At 69.6% G+C, this 22,434-nt stretch carries 18 protein-coding genes and 1 pseudogene; 11 read left to right on the top strand and 8 right to left on the bottom strand.

Annotation, left to right across the window (positions count from 1 at the left end; genetic code table 11):
- Positions 1 to 145 precede the first annotated feature (145 nt).
- The 4 genes and pseudogenes from MKK63_RS27675 to MKK63_RS27660 form a co-directional block, all read right to left on the bottom strand.
- Positions 146 to 1,402: pseudogene (locus tag MKK63_RS27675) on the bottom strand (ATP-binding protein); the annotation flags it as partial.
- A 452-nt stretch (positions 1,403 to 1,854) separates the two neighbouring features.
- The gene (locus tag MKK63_RS27670) at positions 1,855 to 3,372 is read right to left on the bottom strand and encodes an ATPase domain-containing protein (protein ID WP_244007184.1); all 1,518 of its coding nucleotides are present in this window, start codon (positions 3,370 to 3,372) and stop codon (positions 1,855 to 1,857) included.
- Positions 3,373 to 3,644: 272 nt separating this feature from the next.
- Positions 3,645 to 4,094 carry an NfeD family protein gene (locus tag MKK63_RS27665; protein ID WP_244007182.1) on the bottom strand — a complete coding sequence of 150 codons (450 nt, stop codon included), beginning with the start codon at positions 4,092 to 4,094 and terminating at the stop codon, positions 3,645 to 3,647.
- A gap of 3 nt (positions 4,095 to 4,097) precedes the next feature.
- The gene (locus tag MKK63_RS27660; protein WP_244007180.1) at positions 4,098 to 5,072 is read right to left on the bottom strand and encodes an SPFH domain-containing protein; all 975 of its coding nucleotides are present in this window, start codon (positions 5,070 to 5,072) and stop codon (positions 4,098 to 4,100) included.
- Between the two features lie 297 nt (positions 5,073 to 5,369).
- Here MKK63_RS27660 and MKK63_RS27655 point away from each other — a divergent pair, with 297 nt between their 5' ends.
- The 3 genes from MKK63_RS27655 to MKK63_RS27645 are packed head-to-tail and all read left to right on the top strand — an operon-like array spanning position 5,370 to position 8,585.
- Entirely contained in the window at positions 5,370 to 6,464 is a 1,095-nt protein-coding gene (locus MKK63_RS27655) for a glycosyltransferase (RefSeq protein ID WP_244007178.1), read from the top strand.
- A gap of 1 nt (position 6,465) precedes the next feature.
- Positions 6,466 to 7,545 (top strand): glycosyltransferase, encoded by a 1,080-nt coding sequence (locus MKK63_RS27650; RefSeq protein WP_244007176.1) that lies wholly within the window; start codon positions 6,466 to 6,468, stop codon positions 7,543 to 7,545.
- Positions 7,542 to 8,585, top strand: a complete 1,044-nt coding sequence (locus tag MKK63_RS27645) for a glycosyltransferase (RefSeq protein WP_244007174.1) — start codon at positions 7,542 to 7,544, stop codon at positions 8,583 to 8,585. The genes MKK63_RS27650 and MKK63_RS27645 overlap by 4 nt, the downstream gene beginning before the upstream one ends.
- A gap of 60 nt (positions 8,586 to 8,645) precedes the next feature.
- Here the strand turns inward: MKK63_RS27645 and MKK63_RS27640 are convergent, their stop codons facing one another.
- Positions 8,646 to 8,828 carry a hypothetical protein gene (locus tag MKK63_RS27640; protein WP_244007172.1) on the bottom strand — a complete coding sequence of 61 codons (183 nt, stop codon included), beginning with the start codon at positions 8,826 to 8,828 and terminating at the stop codon, positions 8,646 to 8,648.
- A 176-nt stretch (positions 8,829 to 9,004) separates the two neighbouring features.
- On the opposite strand from MKK63_RS27640, the gene MKK63_RS27635 reads away from it, so the two are divergent.
- From MKK63_RS27635 to MKK63_RS27620, 4 genes are all read left to right on the top strand, one after another.
- The gene (locus MKK63_RS27635; RefSeq protein ID WP_244007170.1) at positions 9,005 to 10,300 is read left to right on the top strand and encodes an efflux RND transporter periplasmic adaptor subunit; all 1,296 of its coding nucleotides are present in this window, start codon (positions 9,005 to 9,007) and stop codon (positions 10,298 to 10,300) included.
- A gap of 9 nt (positions 10,301 to 10,309) precedes the next feature.
- Complete coding sequence (locus MKK63_RS27630; RefSeq protein ID WP_244007168.1) at positions 10,310 to 13,450, top strand: efflux RND transporter permease subunit; 3,141 nt, start codon at positions 10,310 to 10,312, stop codon at positions 13,448 to 13,450.
- 75 nt (positions 13,451 to 13,525) lie between these two features.
- Entirely contained in the window at positions 13,526 to 14,083 is a 558-nt protein-coding gene (locus MKK63_RS27625; protein ID WP_244007167.1) for a DUF4337 domain-containing protein, read from the top strand.
- 121 nt (positions 14,084 to 14,204) lie between these two features.
- On the top strand, positions 14,205 to 14,732 hold the full coding sequence (locus tag MKK63_RS27620) for a phosphate-starvation-inducible PsiE family protein (protein WP_244007166.1): 528 nt from the start codon (positions 14,205 to 14,207) through the stop codon (positions 14,730 to 14,732).
- Between the two features lie 195 nt (positions 14,733 to 14,927).
- Here the strand turns inward: MKK63_RS27620 and MKK63_RS27615 are convergent, their stop codons facing one another.
- Positions 14,928 to 15,449: a TspO/MBR family protein gene (locus MKK63_RS27615; protein WP_244007222.1), complete on the bottom strand. Its 522-nt coding sequence runs from the start codon at positions 15,447 to 15,449 to the stop codon at positions 14,928 to 14,930.
- Between the two features lie 82 nt (positions 15,450 to 15,531).
- On the opposite strand from MKK63_RS27615, the gene MKK63_RS27610 reads away from it, so the two are divergent.
- Positions 15,532 to 16,737: a trans-sulfuration enzyme family protein gene (locus MKK63_RS27610; protein WP_244007165.1), complete on the top strand. Its 1,206-nt coding sequence runs from the start codon at positions 15,532 to 15,534 to the stop codon at positions 16,735 to 16,737.
- 40 nt (positions 16,738 to 16,777) lie between these two features.
- Here MKK63_RS27610 and MKK63_RS27605 read toward each other — a convergent pair whose 3' ends face one another.
- Entirely contained in the window at positions 16,778 to 18,451 is a 1,674-nt protein-coding gene (locus MKK63_RS27605) for a methyl-accepting chemotaxis protein (protein WP_244007164.1), read from the bottom strand.
- A 363-nt stretch (positions 18,452 to 18,814) separates the two neighbouring features.
- Between MKK63_RS27605 and MKK63_RS27600 the strand changes: the two genes are divergently transcribed.
- The 3 genes from MKK63_RS27600 (at position 18,815) to MKK63_RS27590 (ending at position 21,652) form a co-directional block, all read left to right on the top strand.
- Positions 18,815 to 19,279, top strand: a complete 465-nt coding sequence (locus MKK63_RS27600) for a hypothetical protein (protein ID WP_244007163.1) — start codon at positions 18,815 to 18,817, stop codon at positions 19,277 to 19,279.
- Between the two features lie 102 nt (positions 19,280 to 19,381).
- Entirely contained in the window at positions 19,382 to 20,311 is a 930-nt protein-coding gene (locus MKK63_RS27595; RefSeq protein ID WP_244007220.1) for an AEC family transporter, read from the top strand.
- A 111-nt stretch (positions 20,312 to 20,422) separates the two neighbouring features.
- Positions 20,423 to 21,652, top strand: coding sequence for an acyl-CoA dehydrogenase (locus tag MKK63_RS27590; RefSeq protein WP_244007162.1), 1,230 nt, complete (start codon positions 20,423 to 20,425; stop codon positions 21,650 to 21,652).
- A 217-nt stretch (positions 21,653 to 21,869) separates the two neighbouring features.
- On the opposite strand, the gene MKK63_RS27585 is transcribed toward MKK63_RS27590, so the two are convergent.
- A complete protein-coding gene (locus tag MKK63_RS27585; protein WP_244007161.1) occupies positions 21,870 to 22,361 on the bottom strand; it encodes a bleomycin resistance protein in 492 nt (163 codons plus the stop codon).
- Positions 22,362 to 22,434: the final 73 nt, after the last annotated feature.

The following is a 22,434-nucleotide window of genomic DNA, read 5'->3' as shown; positions in this document are numbered from 1 at the left end:
GGTTTGCTGCCGGTCCGCTGATGGACCGCAAAGCATGATCGCAGACGTCGTCTTCACGTCCGCCTACGACGGGTCTCAGACGGCGCGTTGCTTACGGTGCGGGGTCGGCGGCCTCGGAGGAGGCGGCGCTCGGCGGATGCCGGCATCACCAGCGGCGAGGCTGGGCGGGTCGGTTACGGGTTGCTGGCGATTTTGCGTCGGGCTGACTGCCGATCCGGCGCAGCACGCGACAGAGCTGCTCGGCCGAGTAGGGCTTGTGCAGCAACTCAAAGCCATGGCTGCCCTCCTCGGCCAGAACGTGGCTGTACCCGGAGGTGAGCACGACCGGCAGGTGCGGCAGGCGGCTTCGCAGCACCTCCGCCAACGCGATCCCGCCCATGCCGGGCATCACCACATCCGAGAACACGGCATCGAACCCGTCGCCGTCTGCCCCAAGACGGTCCAGCGCCGCCTCGGCGTTGGCCGCCCATTCGGTCGCGTAGCCGAGATCGTGCAGGATCTGGGTGGCAAAGCGGCCAACCTCGACGTTGTCCTCGACCACCAGGATGCGTCGGCCCGCCCCATCGATCGAGGCGTCGAGGATCTGCGGCTCGCGGGTCGGCTGGGCCGGCGCGGCGACCTGGGGCAGGTACAGCGTGAAGGTGGTGCCTGTCCCCAACGCACTCACCACGTCGATGTCGCCGCCGGATTGCTTGGCGAACCCGAACACCTGGGACAGGCCCAGCCCGGTTCCCTTTCCGACCTCCTTGGTCGTGAAGAACGGCTCGAAGATCCGGTCGATCTGCTCCGCCGGGATGCCCATACCGGTGTCGGTAAGCGACACCGCGGTGAAGTGACTGCGCGAGCCGGCATGGCCGCGGATCCCCGGCATCGGCGCGTCGCAAGCCAACCGCAGCGTCAGGGACCCCTCGCCATCCATCGCGTCGCGGGCATTGACGGCCATGTTCACCAGCGCCGTCTCGAACTGGCTACGGTCGCAGTGGATGAAGCACGTGCCTTCGGGCAGATCGACGGCGACGTGGATGCGGGACCCGGTGATGGTGTCGAGCATATCGGCGACGCCGCGTAGGCAGTCACCGACCTCGAAGGTCTCGGGCTTGAGCGCCTGCCGCCGGGCGAAGGCGAGGAGCTGACCGGTGAGCTTGGCCGCGCGATCCACGGTGTCGGAAACCGCGTCCATGTAGCGTCGGCGCCGATCCTCGGCGAGATCCGGACGACGCAGGAAGTCCACCGACGAGCGGATGATGGTGAGCAGGTTGTTGAAATCGTGCGCCACGCCGCCGGTGAGCTGGCCGACGGCTTCCATCTTCTGGGACTGCCGCAGGGCCTCTTCGGCGATCGCGCGCTCGTCAACCGCCTCGGCGATCCGGCTCTCCAGCGTCGCGTTCAGCTCGCGCAGCTGCGTTTCGCGCGTGTGCAGCTCGTCGAGCCGCCCCCGTGCCTCGTACTGACGCCTCCGGCCGCGCAGGGCGGTCGCTGCGACGCTGATCAGTGTCGTCGGATGGAACGGCCGCTCCAGGAAGCTGACGTTGCCGAGGATGCGCGACAACCGGGTCGCGGTCGGGTTCCGGTCCACACCACCCTGACGGGTGAGCATGATGAACGGCATGTCCGACCATGCCGGCTGCCCGGAGATCCAATGGTCGAGCCCGGTGAGGTCGGCGGTCCGGACCGCCTCCTCGGTGATCAGCACCGCACCGGCGGTCTCGCCGAGCGCGTGCACCAGTTCGGGTAGGCCGGGGACGATCACCGCGGTGAGGCCAGCCCCTTCGAGCAGCGCCTGGGCCAGTTTAGCGTCACGTCCGTGCGGTGCCAGGATGAGAATGTGCTCGGATGGTGCCTCGTGCGGCGGCGTCACGACAGGTCGCTGCCGTGCAGCTCCGTGTCACCATCGCGCTGGATCAACTCCGGCGTGCCGCGCAGGACACCTTGAAAACCCTGCAGCGGCTCGCCGACCTGCAGGCCGGTGCTGGTGATGCGGTACTCGCGGATCGTGTCCTCGTGCGCGCCGGTGCGCTTCTTCACCACCGAGATCGCGCGGCGAACCGTCCCGACGGCCTCGAAGTAGCGCAACAGCACGACGGTGTCGGCGAGGTAGGTGATGTCGACCGGGCTCTTCATATCGCCGACCAGCCCATGCTGGGCGACCGTCAAAAAGGTCGTGGCACCCTGGCGGTTGAGGTACTGCAGCAACTCGTGGACGTGCAGGATCGGCACGCCCTCGCCGAGCATCGCAGCCCGGTAGCCGTTGAGGCTATCGATCACCACGGTCTTGGCCTGCGCTTCGTCGACCTGCCGACGCACGAGGTGGGCAAACTCGCCCGGCGACAGCTCGGCGGCGTCGACCTGCTCGATCGTCAGCAGACCCTGGTCACGCAGACCGGCGAGATCGAAGCCCATCGCCTTGGTGCGCTCCAGCAAAAGCCCGAGTTCCTCGTCGAACACGAACATCGCCGCCTTCTCGCCCCGTGCGGCCGCGGCGGCGACGTACTGGACCGTGAGCAGGGATTTACCCGCGCCGGCCGGCCCGAGCAGCAGGGTGCTCGACCCGGTCTCGACGCCGCCGCCAAGGAGGGCGTCGAGTTCGGGGATGCCGCTGCGCACCGTATCGCGGGCGAACGTGGTCTTGTGCTCCAGGGCGATGAGGCGCGGAAAAACCTCCACGCCGCCGGTGGCGATGTTGAAATCGTGGTAGCCGCCGCGGAAGCGTTGCCCGCGGTACTTCATCACCCGAAGCCGCCGACGCTCGGCGCCGTAATCGGGCGCCAGCTCCTCCAGGCGGATCACCGCGTGGGCGACGCTGTGCACGGTTTTGTCCAGTGCATCCGCGGTGAGGTCGTCGAGCAGCAGCATGGTCGTGTTTTGTTTGGCGAAGTAGTGCTTCAGCGCCAGGATCTGCCGTCGGTAACGCAACGAGCTACCGGCGAGCAGGCGGATCTCGGACAGGCTGTCGAGCACGACGCGGGCGGGCTTCACCGCATCGACCTGCTCGAAGACCGCCCGTGTCGCCTCGCCGAGTTCGAGGTCCGAGGCGTACAGCAGGGTCTGCTGCTGCTCGGCATCGAGCAGGCTCTCGGGCGGGATCAGCTCATAGATCGTGACCGCCTCGGGCAAGCTCCAGCCGTGCGAGTGGGCGGTCTCGTGCAGCTCGTCGGTCGTCTCGGACAGGCTGATGTACAGGCCGCGCTCGCCCCGACGGGCACCCTCCAGCAGAAACCCCAGAGCGATCGTGGTCTTGCCGGTGCCGGGGTTGCCCTCCAGCAGGTACAGGCGGTTCCGCGCGAGGCCACCCCCGATCACGTCGTCGAGGCCGGTGATACCGAACCTCGCCTTGTCCACGGACACGGCCTTCTGATCGGCATCAGCGGACATGGACGGTCAGCTCTTTCATCAGGGCGGGCGGCAGCTCGGAACGACCTTCGCCATGAAGGCACCAAGCCGGATTTTCCGGCCTGGATCACCAACGCAGATCAGTATGCTGCCTCAGCGTCAGCGGACCATGTGATCGTCCACCGTAGCGGTTACACCCCCCGACCTGATGTTGACGAGAGGTGGACGAGCGGCCGCTTTGGGCAGGCGCTGACACCGGTCCGAGCGGGCGGGCTGGGTCGGAAGCAGTCCCCGCCAGCAGCGCCCAGCGCTCCTCAACCCGCCTCCACCCGCAACACCGTGCCCGACAGCCCCACCACCCGCACGCGCCGGCCCACCGGCAGATCCGGCCCTTCGATCCGCCACAGCGTGTCGTCGAAGCGGATGCGCCCCGCCCCCTGCACGATCGGTTCGGCCAGCACGCCCTCGCGCCCGATCAGGCCGCGGTCGGCGCGGTTCAGGACCGCATCGTGCGGTCCGGCCCGGCGGTGCAGGCGGGTGGCCAGCGCGACCAGGGCGACGGCCAGGGCTGAGAACAGCAGGGTCTGGCCCTGCCAGGGGATCGGGATCACCATGGTCGCGAGTCCGGTCGCCAAAGCCGCCAGGCCGAGCCAGATCAGGAACACACCCGGCACCAGGATCTCGGCACCCGCCAGCACCAGACCGGCGATCACCCAGCTCCAGGCCGGCCCGAGCGCCGCGACGACCGCCAGGGGATCGACCACGGCTCAGGTCCGCGGCGCGACGTTGGGCGGGGTCCCCGCCCGCCGCTGTGGCGTTCCCTCGCCGAACACCGCTCGGGTGAGCTCGCCGATGCCGCCGAGCGTGCCGGCCAAAGCCGCCGCCTCGATCGGCACCACCACGACCCGCTGATTCGGCGCGGTGGCGAGCGCCCGCACCGCGTCGACATACTTCTCGGCCACCAGAAAATTCGCCGCCGCGATGTCGCCCTCGGCGATGGCCCGGCTGACCAGATTGGTCGCCTGCGCCTCGGCCTCCGCGGAGCGCTCGCGCGCCTCGGCGTCGCGGAACGCGGCCTCCTTGCGGCCCTCCGATTCGAGGATCGCCGATTGCTTGCGCCCCTCCGCCCGCAGGATCTCGGCGGCGCGCTGGCCCTCGGCCTCCAGGATCGAGGCCCGCTTCTCGCGCTCGGCCTTCATCTGACGGGCCATCGCCCCCGCGAGGTCCGGCGGAAGCAGGATGTCCTTGATCTCGATCCGGTTGATCTTCACGCCCCAGGGCGCGGCGGCGGCATCCATCACCCGCAGCAGCCGCTCGTTGATCTCGTCGCGGTGGGCGAGAAGCTGATCGAGATCCATGCCGCCGACCACCGTGCGGATGTTGGTCATGGTCAGGGTGGTGGCCGCGAGGTCGAGATTCGAGACCTCGTAGGAGGCGCGGGCCGCGTCGAGCACCTGGTAGAACACGACCGCGTCGATCGTCACCCCGGCATTGTCGCGCGTGAAGGCCTGCTGGCTCGGCACGTCGATCACCTGCTCCATCACGTTGACCCGGCGGCCGACGCGCTCGACGAACGGGATGATCAGCGCGAGGCCGGCCCCGAGGGTGCGGGCGTAGCGCCCGAATCGCTCCACCGTGAAGACATAGCCCTGCGGCACGATCTTCACCCCGGCCGCGAGGGTGAGGATCACCAGAGCCGCGGCACCGACCGCGAACACGCTCAGCCCGAACGGAAGATTCATCGCTCGCCCCTCCCCAACCCTGCAGATCCGGCCGCCGGCATCGCCGCGATGCCGGCTCACGCCCGCGTCGGACGATTGGTTCGGATGAACCGGTATCACAACGGCTTGATCATCTTTGGTTCAGGCCACCGCGCTTAGGAAGGCTGGCAGCGTCGCCCCCGTCGTCGCCTCGGCGCGTCGATGCAACGCTTGCTGAAGAAACCTGCGACATGATAGCCGCAGCCGCGAAGCGGAAATTAGTCCTTCCAGTTCGTGGTGATCGGTAGATATCCCTACCCTATCAGAGTTGGTGCGCGCGTGAAGATTGCTGTCCTCGCACATCTCAAATACCCGATCGGCCAACCCTATGCCGGCGGTCTGGAGATGCACACGCACCTGCTGACCGTCGCGCTGAAGCGGCTCGGACACGATGTGACCCTGTTCGCCAGCCGCGGTTCGGACCCGGCCCTCGACCCGGTGATGCTCTGCGATCCCACCGGGGACGCGCTTCTGGACCCCGAGCGCGAGGCGGCGATCGACCACGCCGAGCACGACGCCTACCGGCGGATGATGGACATGGTCGCGGCCGGCGGGTTCGACCTCGTGCACAACAATGCCCTGCACGCCCTCCCCCTGCAGGAGAGCGCCCGGCTCGGCCTGCCCTGGGTGACGGTGCTGCACACGCCGCCCTTCGAGGCCCTGGTGCGCGGCATCGTGCAGGCCGATCCCGACATGGCGTTCCTGGCGGTCTCGCCGTCCCTGGCCCAGGAATGGGCCACGCTCGTCCCAGACGCGCAGGTGGTCGATAACGGCGTCGATCTCTCGAACTTCGCCTTCAACGCGGCGGCCGACGCGTCGCCCTACGCCTTCTGGTCGGGCCGGATCGTGCCCGAGAAGGGGCTCCACCTCGCCATCGACGCCGCGCGGGCGGCCAACCTGCCGCTGGTCTTCGCGGGGCCGAAACTCAACCCGGCCTATTGGGACGCCCAGATCGCGCCGCGGCTCGGGCCGGACCTGACGCATCTTGGCCATCTCGCGCACCGGGATCTGGCGCATCATCTCGGCCGCGCCCGGGTGGCGATCGTGTCGCCGCGCTGGGAGGAGCCGTTCGGCCTCGTGGTGGCGGAGGCGCTGGCCTGCGGCACGCCGGTCGCCGCCTTCCGCCGGGGCGCGATGCCCGACATCCTCGATGCGCAATGCGGCCGGCTGGCCGATCCGGACGACGCGCAGGCGCTCTCGGTGGCGATCCGGGAGGCCGCTTGCCTGTCGCGGCGCGCCTGCCGGGACCGGGCCGAGGCGCTCTACGACGCCTCCGCCATGACCGCGCGCTATCTCGATGCCTACGAGGCCGTCATGGCGCGCTGCGCCGAGCGGGCCCAACCGGCCCTGCGCGTCGCGGGCGGGCGAGGCTGAGATGCGCGTCCGGCCCGATCTCTCCCGCTGCGTCGTCTGCATCCCGGCTCGGAACGAGGCGGAGCGCCTGCCGCTCCTGCTCGCGTCGCTCGACGGTCAGGCCGGGCTGGCGACGCGGCTGCGCGTCGTCATTCTGGCCAACAATTGCACGGATGGGACAATCGCGGCTTTCCGGGCCGGGCAGGCCTCGGGCGCCTGGGCGGCGCTGGAGATCCGGCTGATCGAGGCGGTTCTCTCCGGGGCGGACGCCCATGTCGGCACCGCGCGGCGCATGGCGCTCGAGACGGGCGCGGACTGGCTCACCGACGATGGCGTCCGGGAGGGGGTTCTGCTCACCACCGACGCGGATGCCCGCCTGCCGGCCGACTGGGTCGTGGCGAACCTGCGGGCGCTCGAGCACGCGGACGTCGTCGGCGGCCGCCTCGTGATCGACGAAGACGGCGATGCGGATTCCCGGCTCGCCGATCTCCACGCCCGGATCGAGCGCTACTGGTCCGGGGTCCGGCGCCTGGAGGATCTGCTCGATCCGCCGCCCTACGACCCCGCCCCGCGCCACGGCGACCATACCGGTGCGAGCCTCGCCGTCCCGGTGGCGCTCTATCGCGCGGTCGGCGGTCTGCCGCCGCTCCCCTGCGGCGAGGACAACGCGCTTGTCGGGCTGCTGCGTGCCCACGGGGCCCGCCTGCGCCACTGCCCGGACGTGCGCGTGCTGGTCTCGGCCCGGCACCAGGGCCGGGTCTCGGGCGGGATGGCCACCGAGATGGCGCGCCGCGCCCGCGTGCTCGCCGGCGAGGCCTATCGGCTGCCGGAGGCCGCCCACTGGCAGGCGCTGATCCTGCGCCGGGCGGCCCTGCGCCGGGCCTTCCACCTCCAGCCCCCGGCCCGCGCCGCCGCCTGCGCGCGCCTCGGCCTCGGCACCGACGACCTCGCGGCAATCGGCGACTGCCCCAACGACATCGCCTTCGTCGAGCGCACCGACCGGATCCTCGAATCGCGCAGCCCGCCGGCGCGGGACTGCCCCCTCGACCGGGCGCTCGCCGACCTCGACGCCCTGGCCCTGTCGCTGAAGGACGCCGCGTGACCCGCGGCATCGGCTGGTACGTCCACCATCAGGGCGCCGGCCATCTCCAGCGAGCCCGGGCCGTGGCCGCCGCACTGCCCCGACCCTGCACGATCCTCGGCACCCTGACCGGCTTCGACACCGCCGGGCTCGACAGCCTCGACCTGCCCGACGACCGCCCGCTCGGCGACGCGGCCTTCGAAGGCCGGGACGGCGCCGCCGAACGGCCGGAGGCATTCCATTACGCACCCCTGAACCATCCCGGACTCCGGGCCCGCATGGCGCGGATCGCCGAATGGGCGGCGCGAACCGACCCGGCGCTCCTCGTGGTCGACGTCTCGGTGGAGGTCGCGCTGTTCGCGCGCCTGCTCTCGGTCCCGACGCTGGTGGTGCGGCTCGCCGGCACCCGGACCGACCAGCCACATCTTGAAGCGTTTCGGAGTGCGAACCGGCTGCTCGCACCGTTTCCCGAGGCGCTGGACGGCGCGGGCGTGCCCGACTGGGTCCGCGCCAAGACGGACTATGCGGGTTTCCTCGGCGGACCGGCCCAGGCCACCTTCGAGGCGAGCCGCGACATCGTGGTGGTGTTCGGGCGCGGTGGCGCGGGGGGCGATTTGCCCGCCCTCGCTGCGGCGGCGCGGTCCGTGCCCGACCGATCCTGGCACGTCCTCGGACCGGTCTCGGGCACCGGCCCGACCCCCGACAACCTGCACCTGCACGGCTGGGTCTCGGACGTCGAGCACTGGATCGCCCGAGCGGACCTGCTGGTCGGCGGCGGCGGCGACGGCGTCGTGGCCCTCGCGGCGGCCCATGCCCGACGTTTCCTCTGCCTGCCGGAGACGCGGGCCTACGGCGAGCAGACCGAAAAGGCGGCCGCCCTAGCCCGGCTCGGTGCCGCCATCGTGCACGAGGGCTGGCCGCCGGCCCCGGCATGGCCGGATCTGATCCAGGCGGGGCTCGCCCTGGATCCGACGATGATCGGCCGGTTGCATGCCCCGTCCGCTGTGGCCGACTGTGCCGCGGCGATCGACGCGCTGGCTGCGTCGTTCGAGCGCGCATGAAAAAGGCGCCTGCCGGATCGGCAGACGCCTGCTCGGCGCGACGGACCTCGGTGCCGGATCTTACGAGATCAGGTCGAGCTTGGACGCCTCGATCCCATCGGCCCGAATCGTGTCCGGAACCGCCGAGAAATCCCGATATCCGGCCTCACGCGCCATGGCGTCGAGGGCGGTCTGCTCGTCGTTGGCAGCGCCGGTCCAGAGCACCGCGCCGCTCTTCGTCTGCTTGATCTGAAAGATGCTCATCGAACCTTCTCCGGCGACGAGAGAACCCGTGTTGAGACAACGCCGCGGTTCGCGGCAGGTTGCAAGCAATGCGTTGGAAAAGCGGTCGGCCTCGTCGCTCCAGCTCATGCGGCGCGTGGTCCGGCGACGGCCTCGTGGGCTGGCGCTATACTCGACTGCATAGAAGACCCTGCGCCATGAAATCGCCGACCTACTCAGCGAGGGAGCGGCGTAACCAATCGAGCGCCGACCGTGAGGCCCCCGTCGTGACATCTTTCCGTTGGCGTGCGCATCGCCTCGGCCTCCTGTGCGGGCTCGCGGTTCTCGCCGCGGCACCGGTTCTGGCCGTCGAGAGCGCCGCCGTTCCCGATGCCGCCGCCATTGCCCCCGCGGTCACCGTCGTTCCGGCCGAGAGCCGCGAGATCGTCGAGCGGGCGATCGTCACCGGCACGCTCGTGCCCCGGGACGAGATCCTGGTCTCCCCCGAGGTCGAGGGGCTGCGCATCACCGAATTGCTTGTCGAGGAGGGCGACCGCGTCACCAAGGGTCAGGTGCTTGCCCGGCTGTCCCTGGAGATGCTCGCGACCCAGGAAGCCTCGAACGCGGCGGCGATCGCCCGGGCCCAGGCGGCGATCGTCCAGGCTCAGAGCCAGATCGTCCAGGCGGAGGCCGCCAACGTCGAGGCCAAGCAGGCCTTGGAACGGTCCCAGTCGCTCGCCAAGACCGGCAACGCCACCGCGGCCGTGCTGGAGCAGCGCGTCTCGGCGGCACAGGGAGCGGAGGGCCGCCTCGCCGCCGCCAAGGGCGGGCTGCAATCGGCCCAGGCCGACCTCGCCACCGCCCGGGCCGCCGGCTCAGAGATCGCTCTGCGGCGTGCCCGCGCCGATATCCGGGCCCCGGAGGCCGGGATCGTCAACCGTCGCACCGCCCGGATCGGCGCCACCGCCACCGCCGTCGGCGAGCCCCTGTTCCGGCTGATTGCCCGCGGCGAGATCGAACTGGAGGGCGAGGTGCCCGAAACCTCGCTGGCGCGAATCCAGGTCGGCAACCCAGCGAGCCTCGATCTGGATGACGGCCGGCATCTCCAGGGCAAGGTGCGCCGCGTCTACCCGGAGGTCGACCGCGCGACCCGCCTCGGCAAGGTCCGCATCCGCCTCGGCGACGATCCGGCCCTGCGCATCGGTGCGTTTGCCCGCGGCAGCGTGGAGGTGGCGCGCCGCACGGGTATCGCGGTCCCGGTCTCCAGCCTGCTCTACGCGGCTGACGGCCGGGCCAGCGTGCTGGTGGTGAAGGACGGCCGCGTCGAGGCGCGGACGGTTACCCCGGGCCTGTCGGCGGACGGATTCACGGAACTCCGCTCGGGCGTCGCCGCGGGCGAGAGCGTGGTGGCCCGCGCCGGCAGCTTCCTGCGCGACGGCGACCGGGTGCGCGCCGTTCCGTCGCCGAGCAATACCCCCATGGCCGCCCCGATGGCCGACGCGGACCCGCGGTAGGACCGATCCATGCGCCTCAACGTCTCCGCCTGGGCGATCCGCAAGCCGCTGCCCTCGGTGGTGCTGTTCCTCGTCCTGATGATCCTCGGGCTGGTGAGCTTCCGCGCCCTGCCGATCACCCGGTTCCCCAACATCGACATCCCGATCGTTTCGGTGACGATCACCCAATCGGGCGCCGCGCCGGCCGAGCTTCAGACCCAGGTCACCAAGTGGGTCGAGGACTCGATCGCGGGCGTGAAGGGCGTCAAGCACATCCTGTCGACCATCACGGAGGGCATCTCCACCACCACGATCGAGTTCCGCCTGGAGGTGAATCAGGATCGGGCGACCAACGACGTCAAGGACGCCATCGCCAAGATCCGCCAGAACCTGCCGCGGACCATCGACGAGCCGATCGTCTCGCGCGTCGAGATCGCCGGCCTGCCGATCATGGTCTACGGCGCCTCCGCGCCCGCCATGACGCCCGAGGATCTGTCGTGGTTCGTGGACGACGTGGTCGCCCGCGGCCTTCAGAGCGTGAAGGGCGTCGGCGGCGTCGAGCGCCTCGGCGGCGTCGCCCGCGAGATCCGCGTCACCCTGAAGCCCGACCGGCTGCTGGCGCTGGGCATCACTGCCGCGGACGTGAACCGCCAGCTCCGCCTGACCTCGGCCGACATGGCCGGCGGCCGGGCCGAGGTCGGCGGCCAGGAACAGTCGATCCGCGCGCTCGCCGCCTCGGGGAGCCTCGACACGCTGGCCAAGACCTCGATCGTCATGCCGGGCAACCGCAAGGTCCGCCTCGATGAGCTCGCGACCCTGTCGGACACCGCCGAGGAGCCCCGCACCTTCGCACGCTTCAACGGCGAGCCAGTGGTGGCCTTCGCGATCTCCCGGGCGAGCGGCGCCAGCGATGCCGTCGTCGCGGAGGGCGTGGCCAAGAAGATCGCGGCGCTCCACGCGGCGAACCCGAACATCCACTTCGATCTGATCGACACCAGCGTCGACAACACGATCGGCAACTACCACTCGGCCATGATGGGCCTGATCGAGGGCTCCCTCCTCGCGGTCGTGGTGGTGCTGCTGTTCCTGCGCGACTGGCGCGCCACGCTGATCGCCGCGGTGGCGCTGCCGCTCTCGGTGCTGCCGACCTTCTGGGTGATGAGCGCGCTGGGCTTCTCGCTGAATGCCGTCAGCCTGCTGGCGATCACGCTGGTCACCGGCATCCTGGTGGACGACGCGATCGTGGAGATCGAGAACATCGTCCGCCACATGCGGATGGGGAAATCGCCCTATCGGGCCGCCCTGGAGGCCGCCGACGAGATCGGGCTCGCGGTCATCGCCATCACGGCGACCATCATGGCGATCTTCTCGCCGGTCTCCTTCATGGGCGGCATCGCCGGCCAGTATTTCAAGCAGTTCGGCCTGACCATCGCGGCCGCCGTGTTCATGTCGCTGCTCGTGGCGCGGCTGATCACGCCGCTGCTGGCCGCCTATTTCCTGCGCGACCACGGGCCGGACCACGCGCGGGACGGCGTCGTGATGCGCGGCTACACCCGCCTCGTGGCGTGGTCGGTGCGGCACAAGTTCATCACGCTGGTGCTCGGCATCGCGTGCTTTGCCGCCTCCATCGCGTCGACGGGCCTGCTGCCCGCGGGCTTCCTGCCGGCGGAGGATCAGGCGCGCACGCTGTTCGTCATCGAATTGCCGCCCGGCGCGCGGCTGCCCGATACCGTCCGGGTCAGCGATCGGATCGAGGCGAAAATCCGGGCGCTGCCCGAGGTCAAGAGCGTATTCGTCGACGGCGGCCGGCAATTGCCCGGCAAGAAGGAGGTGCGGCTCGCGAGCCTCACCATCAACCTCACCCCGAAGAACACGCGGCACCGCACGCAGAAGCAGGTCGATGCCGAGGTCGCCGCGATCCTGCGTGAGGAGCCGGATCTCCGCTTCTGGGCCCTGCGCGAGAATGGGCAGCGCGACCTGGCGCTGATCATCGCGGGCCCCGACAAGGCGGTCGTCGCCGATGTCGCCGCGCGGCTCCAGCGCGAGGCGGCGCAGATCCCGCACCTCGTCAACGTCATGTCGACGGCGCCGCTCGACCGCACCGAGGTCCGGATCCGGCCGAAGCCCGCGGTCGCCGCCGATCTCGGCGTCTCCACCGACACGATCGCCGAGACGGTGCGGGTCGGCACGATCGGCGACATCGGCATGAACCTCGCCAAGTTCAACGCCACCGACCGGCAGATCCCGATCCGCGTGCAGCTCCCCGAGAGCCTGCGCGGCCGGCTCTCCGAGTTCGAGACGCTGAAGGTGCCGGTGAAGGGCGGGGCCGCCGTGCCGCTCGCCACCGTCGCCGATATCAGCCTCGGCCAGGGGCCGACCGGCATCGACCGCTACGACCGCGCGGTGCGCGTCGCCCTCGAAGGCGACATGCAGGGCACGGACGCGCTGGCCGAGCTGATCAGCCAGGTGATGAATCTCCCGGCCGCGAAGAACCTGCCGCCCGGGGTGACGATCAGCCAGACCGGCGACGCCGAGGTGATGGGCGAGGTCTTCGAAGGCTTCGCGCTGGCCATGGGCGCCGGCCTGATGATGGTGTTCGGCGTGCTGATCCTGCTGTTCGGCAACTTCCTGCAGCCGCTGACCATCCTGTTCTCGCTGCCGCTCTCCATCGGCGGCGCGATCCTGGCGCTGCTGATCTGCCACATGCCGATCTCGATGCCGGTGGTGATCGGCATCCTGATGCTGATGGGCGTGGTCACCAAGAACGCCATCATGCTGGTGGATTTCGCCGTGGAGCAGATCCGCGCCGGGGTCGATCGCAACGAGGCGATCGTCGATGCCGGCCGCAAGCGCGCCCGGCCGATCGTGATGACCACGATCGCCATGGCGGCCGGGATGGTGCCCTCCGCGCTGGCCTACGGGATCGGCGGCGAGTTCCGCGCGCCGATGGCGGTGGCGGTGATCGGCGGGCTGATCGTCTCGACGGTGCTGTCGCTGGTCTTCGTGCCGGCGATCTTCGTGCTGATGGACGATCTCTCGCGCCTGCTGAAGCGGCTGTTCGGCCGCTTCGTGGGCGAGCGGGACGATCCGGAGGATGCAATGGCGTTCGATCCGGCGCATCCGGCCAATGACGGGCGTCCCGCTCCGACGCCGCGGATCGCCGCGGAATAAGGCGATCCGCATTGCGCACCGCGCCGCGATGCGCTGTGACTCCCGCCGACGAATCGAGCACGGAACGGGGTAGCGATGTCGGGTGGTCACGGGGCGGTCGAGGGATCGAACAAGCGCGTGGCGCTGCTGATCTCGGTCCTGGCGCTGTTCCTCGCCTTCAGCGAGACGCTGGGCAAGGCGTCGCAGACGGAGTCGATCGGCGCCAACGTCGAGGCTGCCAATCAATGGGCCTATTTCCAGGCCCGCACGATCCGTTCGACCGTGCTCAAGACCGCCGACGAGGCCCTGGCGCTCGTGCCACCCGGTCCGAATCAGGATGCGATCGCGGCCAAGCGCGCCGAATGGGCCAAGACCCTGGCGCGCTGGGATTCCGAGCCGACGACCGGCGAGGGTCGCAAGGAACTCTCCGAGAAGGCCAAGGCCTCCGAGGGCCGGCGTGATCTCGCCTTGCTGCGCTACCACCACTACGAACTTGCCTCCGCGGCGTTCCAGATCGGCATCGTGCTGGCCTCCGCGGAGGTGATTACCGGGATCGCGATCCTGGTCTTCGCCGGCGGCTTCCTGGGGCTGGCCGGCGCGGCGCTCCTGGGCTTCGGCTATCTCGCGCCGCACGCGCTGCCGTTCTTCCACTGAACACCGACCACCCGGAACGGCGGCCCGACGCCGTGAACGATCACGATTGATCCGTCCGACACCGACGCACTGGACGCCCGCGCCAGAAGCTTATGTTGTCGGCATCTTCCAGGGGGGAACGATGTCAGACCATTCCGAAGGCCAAGGTCGCCTGACGCGCGCCGCCAGCGCGATCTTCCTGCACACCGAACACGCGATCTACGCGGCGCTCGGGCTCCTGCTGGCGCTCACGGCCCTGGTCGCGCTGATCGACGCCGCGGGCCTGACCTGGGAAGCCCTGCGCGCGCTCGGCGGCGCACAGCAGATCCTGGAGGTGGTCGACCGGCTGCTGTTCCTGCTGATGCTGATCGAGATCCTGCATACGGTGCGGGTCTCGATGCAGTCGGGCACGCTGACCTGCGAGCCGTTCCTGATCGTCGGGCTGATCGCCTCGATCCGGCGGGTTCTGGTGATCACCCTGCAATCCTCGGAGATCATGCACGCCAAGGATTGGTCCCCCGAAAAGCAGGCGCTGTTCCAGGCCTCGATGATCGAGTTGGGCGTACTGGCCGGGCTGATCCTCACGATGGTGTTCGCGATCTTCCTGCTCCACCGCGCCCGCGACGACGGCCGGCCGGCCGGCGAGGAGAAGCCGAGCGGCGAATCCTGACCGCATCGCGGCTCGGCGGCAAAGCAGAGCCGCACGTGCTAGGCTCGAGTCCAAGAGCCTCGTCTGGCTCGATACTCTGGCGATCGCACGGAAGCTGCAGGCGGACGGGTTTTCCGACGTCCAGGCCGACGCGGTTGGTCGACGCAATCGTAGCGGTGACCAAGGGGCTGCACCGATCAGGCGCGCAGGAATCGCTCAGTTCATACGCAGGATCGCGGCGTTGAGCAGCGTCGCGAAGGCGACCCAGACGGCGTAGGGCACGAGGAGCCAGGCCGCCAGCCGATCGAACCGCCACGTCAGCCGGATGGTCCAGAGCACCATCACCAGCAGCATCGCCACCACGATCAGCCCGGCGCCGATCGCGTGGGCGGAGAAGAAGACCGGCGTCCACGCGGCGTTGAGCGCGATCTGGACCAGGAAGGCCGCGAGCGCCAGCCACCAGCCCATGCGGCTCGGCCCGGTGCGCGGCATCGCGCCGAGCAGCCGCCAGAGCGCGATCGCGATCATCGTGTAGAGGATCGTCCAGGCCACCGGGAAAACCCAGTCCGGCGGGTTGAACACCGGCTTGTTCAGGCTCGCGTACCAGCCGGGAATCTCGGCCTGGGTCGAGACCGAGCCGATCGCCGCGGTCGCCGCGATCGGCAGGATCGCCGCCGCGAGCCGGAGCCAGCGCGGCAGGGCGGAGCCTTCGGGGACCTGTGTGGCGGCGGCTGTCATCGTGATGGTCTCCGGGGCGTGCGGCTTGTCGGGGGCGGCGGCCCATGGCACGCGCCCCTCTCCATCCGCCGAGAATCGCCAGATGACACAGCCTTACGCGCCGCAGACACCGACGGATACACGGCGCGACGGAACGCCGGCTTTCGCGCGAAGGAGCCTTGCCGCCCAGGCGATGGGCCGGATCGAACCCGAGACCCGGGCCGTGGTGATGCCGCTCCACGTCGCAACGACCTTCATCCGCGACCCCGACAACGGCTACAGTTCGGGCTACTGCTACGCCCGGCCCGACAACGCCACGGTGCGCGAGGCCGAATCCGTCCTGGCGATGCTGGAGGGGGCCGAAGCCGGCGCCCTGCTGTTCGGTTCCGGAATGGCGGCGGCGACCGCGGTGTTCGGCGCCCTCGAACCGGGCGACCATGTCGTCGCCGGCACCGTCATGTACTGGGCGCTGAAGCGCTGGCTGCGCGAGGAGGCGCCCCGGCGCGGGCTGAGCCTGACCTTCGTGGACACGGACGATACCGAGGCGCTGCGCGGCGCGGTCCAGCCGGGAAAGACCAAGCTCGTCTGGATCGAGACCCCCGGCAACCCGCTCTGGACGGTCACCGACATCGCCGCAGCTGCAGAAATCGCCCGTGCGGCCGGCGCCCGACTGGCGGTCGATTCCACCGCCGCCTCGCCGGTGCACACGCGCCCGCTCGAACTCGGCGCCGATATCGTGATGCACTCGGCCACCAAGATCCTCAATGGTCATTCCGACGTGGTGGCGGGCGTGCTGGCGGGTGCGCGGGACGACGCGTTCTGGGCGCGGATCCGCGGGATCCGCGCGGGCAGCGGCGGCATCCTCGGCCCGTTCGAGGCCTACCTGCTGATCCGCTCGCTGCGCACCCTGCACCTGCGGGCGGCGGCGCAGTCCGCCGGCGCCCTCCGGCTGGCCGAGCGCCTGCGCGGGCACCCGCGCGTGACCCACGTCCTCTATCCGGGCTTGGCCGACGATCCCGGGCATGCGGTCGCCCGACGCCAGATGCGGGACGGGTTCGGCTTCATGCTGTCGATCCGGGTCGCGGGTGGCGAGGCCGGTGCCATCGCGACGGCGGCGCACGTGCGGCTGTGGAAGCGCGCCACCTCGCTCGGAGGCGTCGAGAGCCTGATCGAGCATCGCGCCTCGGTGGAGGGTCCGGGCAGCCCCTGCCCGCCGGACCTGCTGCGCCTGTCCACCGGCATCGAGGATACGGACGACCTGTACGCGGATCTGGATCAGGCGCTGCGCGCGGGTCACACGGCGCTCTGACCAGTCCGTGTCGCGGAACTACGCGCGGCGGCTCGCTCGCTCAGGCAGCCTTCACGCTGCCGAGGAACGTGCCGACTTCCTGCGTCAGACTTTCGGAATGCCGCGACAGGCCCTGCGCCGCACTCAGAACCTGGGCGGCGGCCTCGCCGGTCCGGCTCGCTCCCGCGCGGACACCCGCGATGTTCCGGGTCACGTCCTCGGTGCCGCGGGACGCCTCCTGCACGTTGCGGGTGATCTCCCGGGTCGCCGCGCCCTGCTCATCCATCGCTGCGGCGACAGCCGTCGCGTAGCGCGACATCTCGCCGATGATCCGGCTGATCGCCGCGATCTCAACGACCGCCTCGTCGGTGGCGCTCTGGATCTCGCCGATCCGCTCACCGATCTCACCGGTGGCCTTCGCGGTCTGCTCGGCCAGTTCCTTGACCTCGCCGGCGACCACCGCGAAGCCCCGCCCGGCGTCCCCCGCCCGCGCCGCCTCGATCGTCGCGTTCAGCGCCAGCAGGTTGGTCTGGCTGGCGATGTTGGCGATCACGTCCACGAAGGTGGCGATGCGGCCAGCCGTGGAGGCCAGGCGGCGGACCGTGGCGCCGCTGCGCGTCGCGCCCTCGACCGCCTGTTCGGCGATCTGCGCCGAGTGGGTCACCTGCTCGACGATCTCCTGCACGGAGGCTGCCATCTCCTCGGTCGCGGATGCCACGGTCTGCATGTTGCCGGAGGTTTGCTCGGCAGCGCCGGCGACCGTCACGGCCTGCTGGGTGGCTTGGTCCGCCACGCCCGTCATGGTCCGGGCGGTGACCTCCATGTCGCCAGCCGCTTCCGCCAAGCTCAGGGTCAAGGCCGAAATCGTATCCTCGAAGCGTGAGGTGATCTGATCGAGCAAAGCGGCGCGGCGTGTCTTGGCTTCGGTCTCGACGGCGGCGGCTTCGTCGGTCGCCTGTTTGGCCACCATCGCATCCTTGAAGATCTGCACGGACCGGATCATCGCGCCGACCTCATCCCGCCGTTCGCCTCCGGTGACGGTCGCGGTCAGATCACCGGCGGCCAGCCGGCCCATCAGGGCAGTGGTGTGATCGAGGGGACGGATCACGCGGATCAACACGGTGTGCAGGCCGAACAGAAGGGCCCAGCCCGCCGCCGCCAGGAAAGCGATCAGGATCAGTCTGGCCTGAGACGCCGCCTCCCGCGCATCCTCGTACTCGGCGCGCGTCGCCCGGAGTTGCAGGTCCGTCAGCTTCGACAGGGCCGCGACGGTCGGCGCCATCATCTGGTTGAGGCCGAGATGCGCCGTGCTGTAGCCGTCGAGGTTTCCTGCCCGGAGCCGCTCCAGGATTCCGGCAACGATCGCCGCGTTCCGATCGATCTGCGCCTGCATGTCGGCCGCCAGCCGCTTCTCCTCCGGCGTGAGCTTGGTTGCGAGATAAGCCGCCCATTGCTGGTTGAGGTTGGCCAAGCCGGCCTCGATGCGGCCCGCGGCCTCGTGGGGCTTGGCAGCCTGTTCCCGCACCTCGCGCGAGGCGTCGACGATCCGGTCGTATGCCTCGCGGATGCCCAGAAACTGGCTGAGCGGCACCACGCGATCCTCGTACGCCGACCGGAGACTGTCGTTGCTGCCGAACAGGGCCAGCTGACCGATCACGACGGAAGCCAGCAGGAGGGTTCCGAGCAGGGTCAGCAGAACAATCAGTCGCCCTTTGATCGTATCGACCCTCATCATGTTCGCTCCCCCGACATAGACGTGATGCCATAGGGCCATACCGACCTGATTTCTAGTTTTTACAACATTCAAGCTGATACTTTATTGCGTGCTGTCTTGGTGATCACGCCATCACGCCACGCGAACCCAATATCAATTTACTAATATCTATATTGTAAGCCCAAACGAGTATTTGTACATCTGGCATCTCCAGTGGGCGGCACCCGGGTCAGAGGGACTGTATCGCCCAATTCAGGCGCCCCCGAAGGGTGACACGGAGATCCGCGCGGCGCCGTTGCCGCTGGCGGGTGCCGAAAGGCAGATTGGCGCGTTCTGACCGGGTAGCCTTCCGCGGGCCTCCCTCTCTCGCGAGTCACGACCACCATGAAGCCGACGTCCTCCGCCCTTGCCGCCCTCCTGCTCGGCGTCATCGCCGGACCTGCCCGAGCCGACGCTGTTCCAAATCTTGATGTCGAGCAAACCTGCCGTTCGGCGCAGGTCGCCAACACGTCGATCAGCGATCAGGCCAATTACGACGGCTGCCTCCGCTCGGAGCGGGAGGCCAAGAAGGAGGCCGCTCGGCACTGGGACAACTACACCCCGGCGGCCAAGCGGCAGTGCCAGAACCAGTTCAAGGCGGGCGGCTACCCCTCCTACGTCGAGATGGTGACCTGCCTCGAACTCGCCTCGGGCACGGTCCCGACCCAGAGCAACGACGGCGGCGCGGCCGTCGGCGGCCCCGGGTCGCCGCGGGACGTGAAGGCGCAGCGGGAAGGCGGCGCCAACCTCACCAAGGAGCCCCCGGCGAGCCAGCGCACGAACCCCATGAAGGTGCTGGACGGCAAGTAGGCCGGCGGCCAGCCGCCGGCGTATGTCCTAGGCGCCGGCGCGCGAGCCGGCGAACGCGTGCTATGGGCCGAAGTCCAGCCCCTCAACACGCCGCCCGGATCCGTGAACGCCCTCGCCATCATCGCTCCGATCTTCGGGATCGTCCTGATCGGCTGGATCGCGGCGCTGGCGGGTCTGCTCTCCGACAAGGTCAGCGAGGGCCTGTCGGAATACGTCTTCGCGGTCGCCGTGCCGGCACTGATCATCGCGACGCTGACGAAGCCGGGCATGAGCGGCACCGTGGCGTGGTCCTACTGGGTCTCGTATTTCGGCGGTGCCGGCCTGTCGTGGTTCGCCGGCACGCTGATCGCCCGGCGGCGCGCCGGGATCGAGCGGCGGGGCGCGATCCTGCACGGCTTCGCGGCGAGCCAATCGAACACCGTGTTCGTCGGCGTGCCGATGATCCTCCAGGCCTACGGCGAGGACGGCGCGTTCCCGCTGTTCATGCTGCTCGCCGTCCATCTGCCGCTGATGATGGGCAGCGCAACCTTCCTGATCGAGTCCGATTCCGGCCTGCCGATCCTGGCGCGGATCCGGGGCCTCGCCCTGGTGCTGCTGAAGAACCCGATCTTCGTGGCGCTCCTCGTCGGCATGGCCATGAAGAGCCTGGGTGTCACCCCCGCCGGGATGGTCCGATCCCTGATCGATGCCTTCGCGGGCACCGCCTCGACCTGCGCGCTGGTGGCGCTCGGCGCCGGGCTGAAGCGCTACCGGGTTCTGTTCGATCTCAAGGGCGCGCTGGTGATCGCGCTGCTGAAGACTATTCTACACCCGCTGGCGGTGTGGGTCCTGGCCTTCCACGTCTTCAACATGCCTCCGGCCTATGCCGGGGTCGCCACGCTGTTCGCCGCCATGCCGGTGGGGATCAACGCCTACCTGCTGGCGGCCCGCTACCGGACCGAGACCGGAATGGTGGCGGCCTCCGTGCTGGTGTCCACCCTGCTGGCGCCGCTCACGACCCTGGCGTGGCTGATGCTCCTCGGCCGGGCGTGACGACGGCGCCCCGGCGTCACCGCGCGCGTTGGACGACGGCCGGTGCGGGTCTACTGTGTCGCCAAGCGCGAGCCCGCGAGGCTCCACGCAACCCTGCAGGCGAGGATCCCCATGAACGCTCCGATGCGCCCCCCGGGCAGCGCCTCCCCCTCGGCCCCGGCCTCGGCGGCCTTCGTCTGGGACGATCCCTTCCTGCTGGAGGACCAGCTCACCGAGGATGAGCGGGCGATCCGCGACGTCGCCCAGAGCTTCGCGCAGGAGCAGCTCCTGCCCGGGATCGTCGAGGCCTACGCCACCGAGAAGACCGATCCGGGCCTGTTCCGGAAGATGGGTGAACTCGGCCTGCTGGGCGTTACCCTGCCGGAGGAATACGGCTGCGCGGGCGCCTCCTACGTGGCCTACGGCCTCGTCGCGCGGGCGGTCGAGGCGGTGGATTCCGGCTACCGCTCGATGATGAGCGTGCAATCCTCCCTCGTAATGTACCCGATCCACGCCTACGGCTCGGAGGCGCAGCGCCAGAAATTCCTGCCGAAGCTCGCCTCGGGCGAGTGGATCGGCTGCTTCGGCCTGACCGAGCCCGATGCCGGCTCGGACCCGGCCGGCATGAAGACCAAGGCGGAGACAATCGACGGTGGCTACCGGATCTCGGGGGCCAAGATGTGGATCTCGAACGCGCCCTTCGCGGACGTGTTCGTCGTCTGGGCGAAGTCCGAGGCCCATGAGGGCGCGATCCGCGGCTTCATCCTGGAGAAGGGCATGAAGGGCCTGTCCACCCCGACCCTCAAGGGCAAGCTCAGCTTACGCGCCTCCACCACCGGCGAGATCGTCATGGAGGGGGTCGAGGTCGGCGCGGACGCGCTGCTTCCCAACGTCTCCGGGCTGAAGGGGCCGTTCGGCTGCCTCAACCGGGCGCGCTACGGCATCTCCTGGGGCGCGATGGGCGCCGCCGAGGATTGCTGGCATCGGGCGCGCAGCTACACGCTGGAGCGCAAGCAGTTCGGCCGGCCTCTGGCGCAGACGCAGTTGGTCCAAAAGAAGCTCGCCGACATGCAGACCGAGATCGCGCTGGGCCTCCAGGCGTCGCTCCGGGTCGGCCGGCTGATGGACGCGGGCAAGATGGCCCCGGAGATGATCTCACTGATCAAGCGCAACAATTGCGGCAAGGCGCTCGACATCGCCCGCACGGCCCGCGACATGCACGGTGGCAACGGCATCATGGGCGAGTATCACGTGATGCGCCACGCCCAGAACCTCGAGACGGTCAACACCTACGAGGGCACGCACGACGTCCACGCGCTGATCCTGGGGCGGGCGCAGACGGGGTTGCAGGCGTTTTTCTGAGGGGGTGACGGGTCGTTCTTTCGCTGCGGGTACGATTGTTCACGCATCGCCGGTTCAGACGCGCGCTCCTCCCCTTGCGGCTACGATCTTCAAACGTCTCTCTTTGGAAAGCAGACGCGCCAACTCCGCGCGTCTGCTTTCCGACCAAAATGTGTGAATCCGGTAGCCCCTTGCGGGGAGGGGAAAAATGCCGGCCGGGTTTGCTGGCGCGAACGCCTCAACCGTCTGCCGGAGCGCGAATGCCCAGATTCTCAGCGAGGCGGACGAGATACCCGTCCGGATCCTGCACGAGGCATTCCCGCTGGCCGTGTTCCACGTCTCCGACCCGATACCAAGCCGCGCTCGGCGCCTCGAACAGCGGCCAGCCCGCTGCTTCGAGCGCAGCGAGGACCGGATCCAGCGGCTCGATCATCGTCTGCAGATTCATGCCCCGGCCAAGCGGATAGTCCAGCGCGGCGGCTTCCCAGCTGCCGTTGCGTTGGCACAGCATGATCTGCGCGGCGCCGCGCGTCAGGAAGGCGAAGCGCGCGGCCGGGCGATCGTACGCGACCGCGAAGCCGAGCAATCCGCACCAGAAGCGCAGGCTCGCATCGAGATCGGTCACGGACAGCTCCGGCACAAGCGCTCCGATGCCACCCTGCGGCGCACCGCCCGAGCCGGGGGATCGCGCCCGAGCGGCCGGATCGGTCAGAGGGTTCGCCTCGGTCATCGAACCGCTCCGGCGTGCATCGGGTGGCCAGGAGCGGCGCAAGGCCAGCATTCCCGCAACCGCAACCCGGGCC

The sequence above is a fragment of the Methylobacterium sp. J-088 genome (assembly GCF_022829295.1).
Taxonomy (GTDB): domain Bacteria; phylum Pseudomonadota; class Alphaproteobacteria; order Rhizobiales; family Beijerinckiaceae; genus Methylobacterium.
The sequence above is the reverse complement of the archived record's forward strand: the minus strand, read 5'-3'. Positions and strand labels throughout refer to the sequence as shown.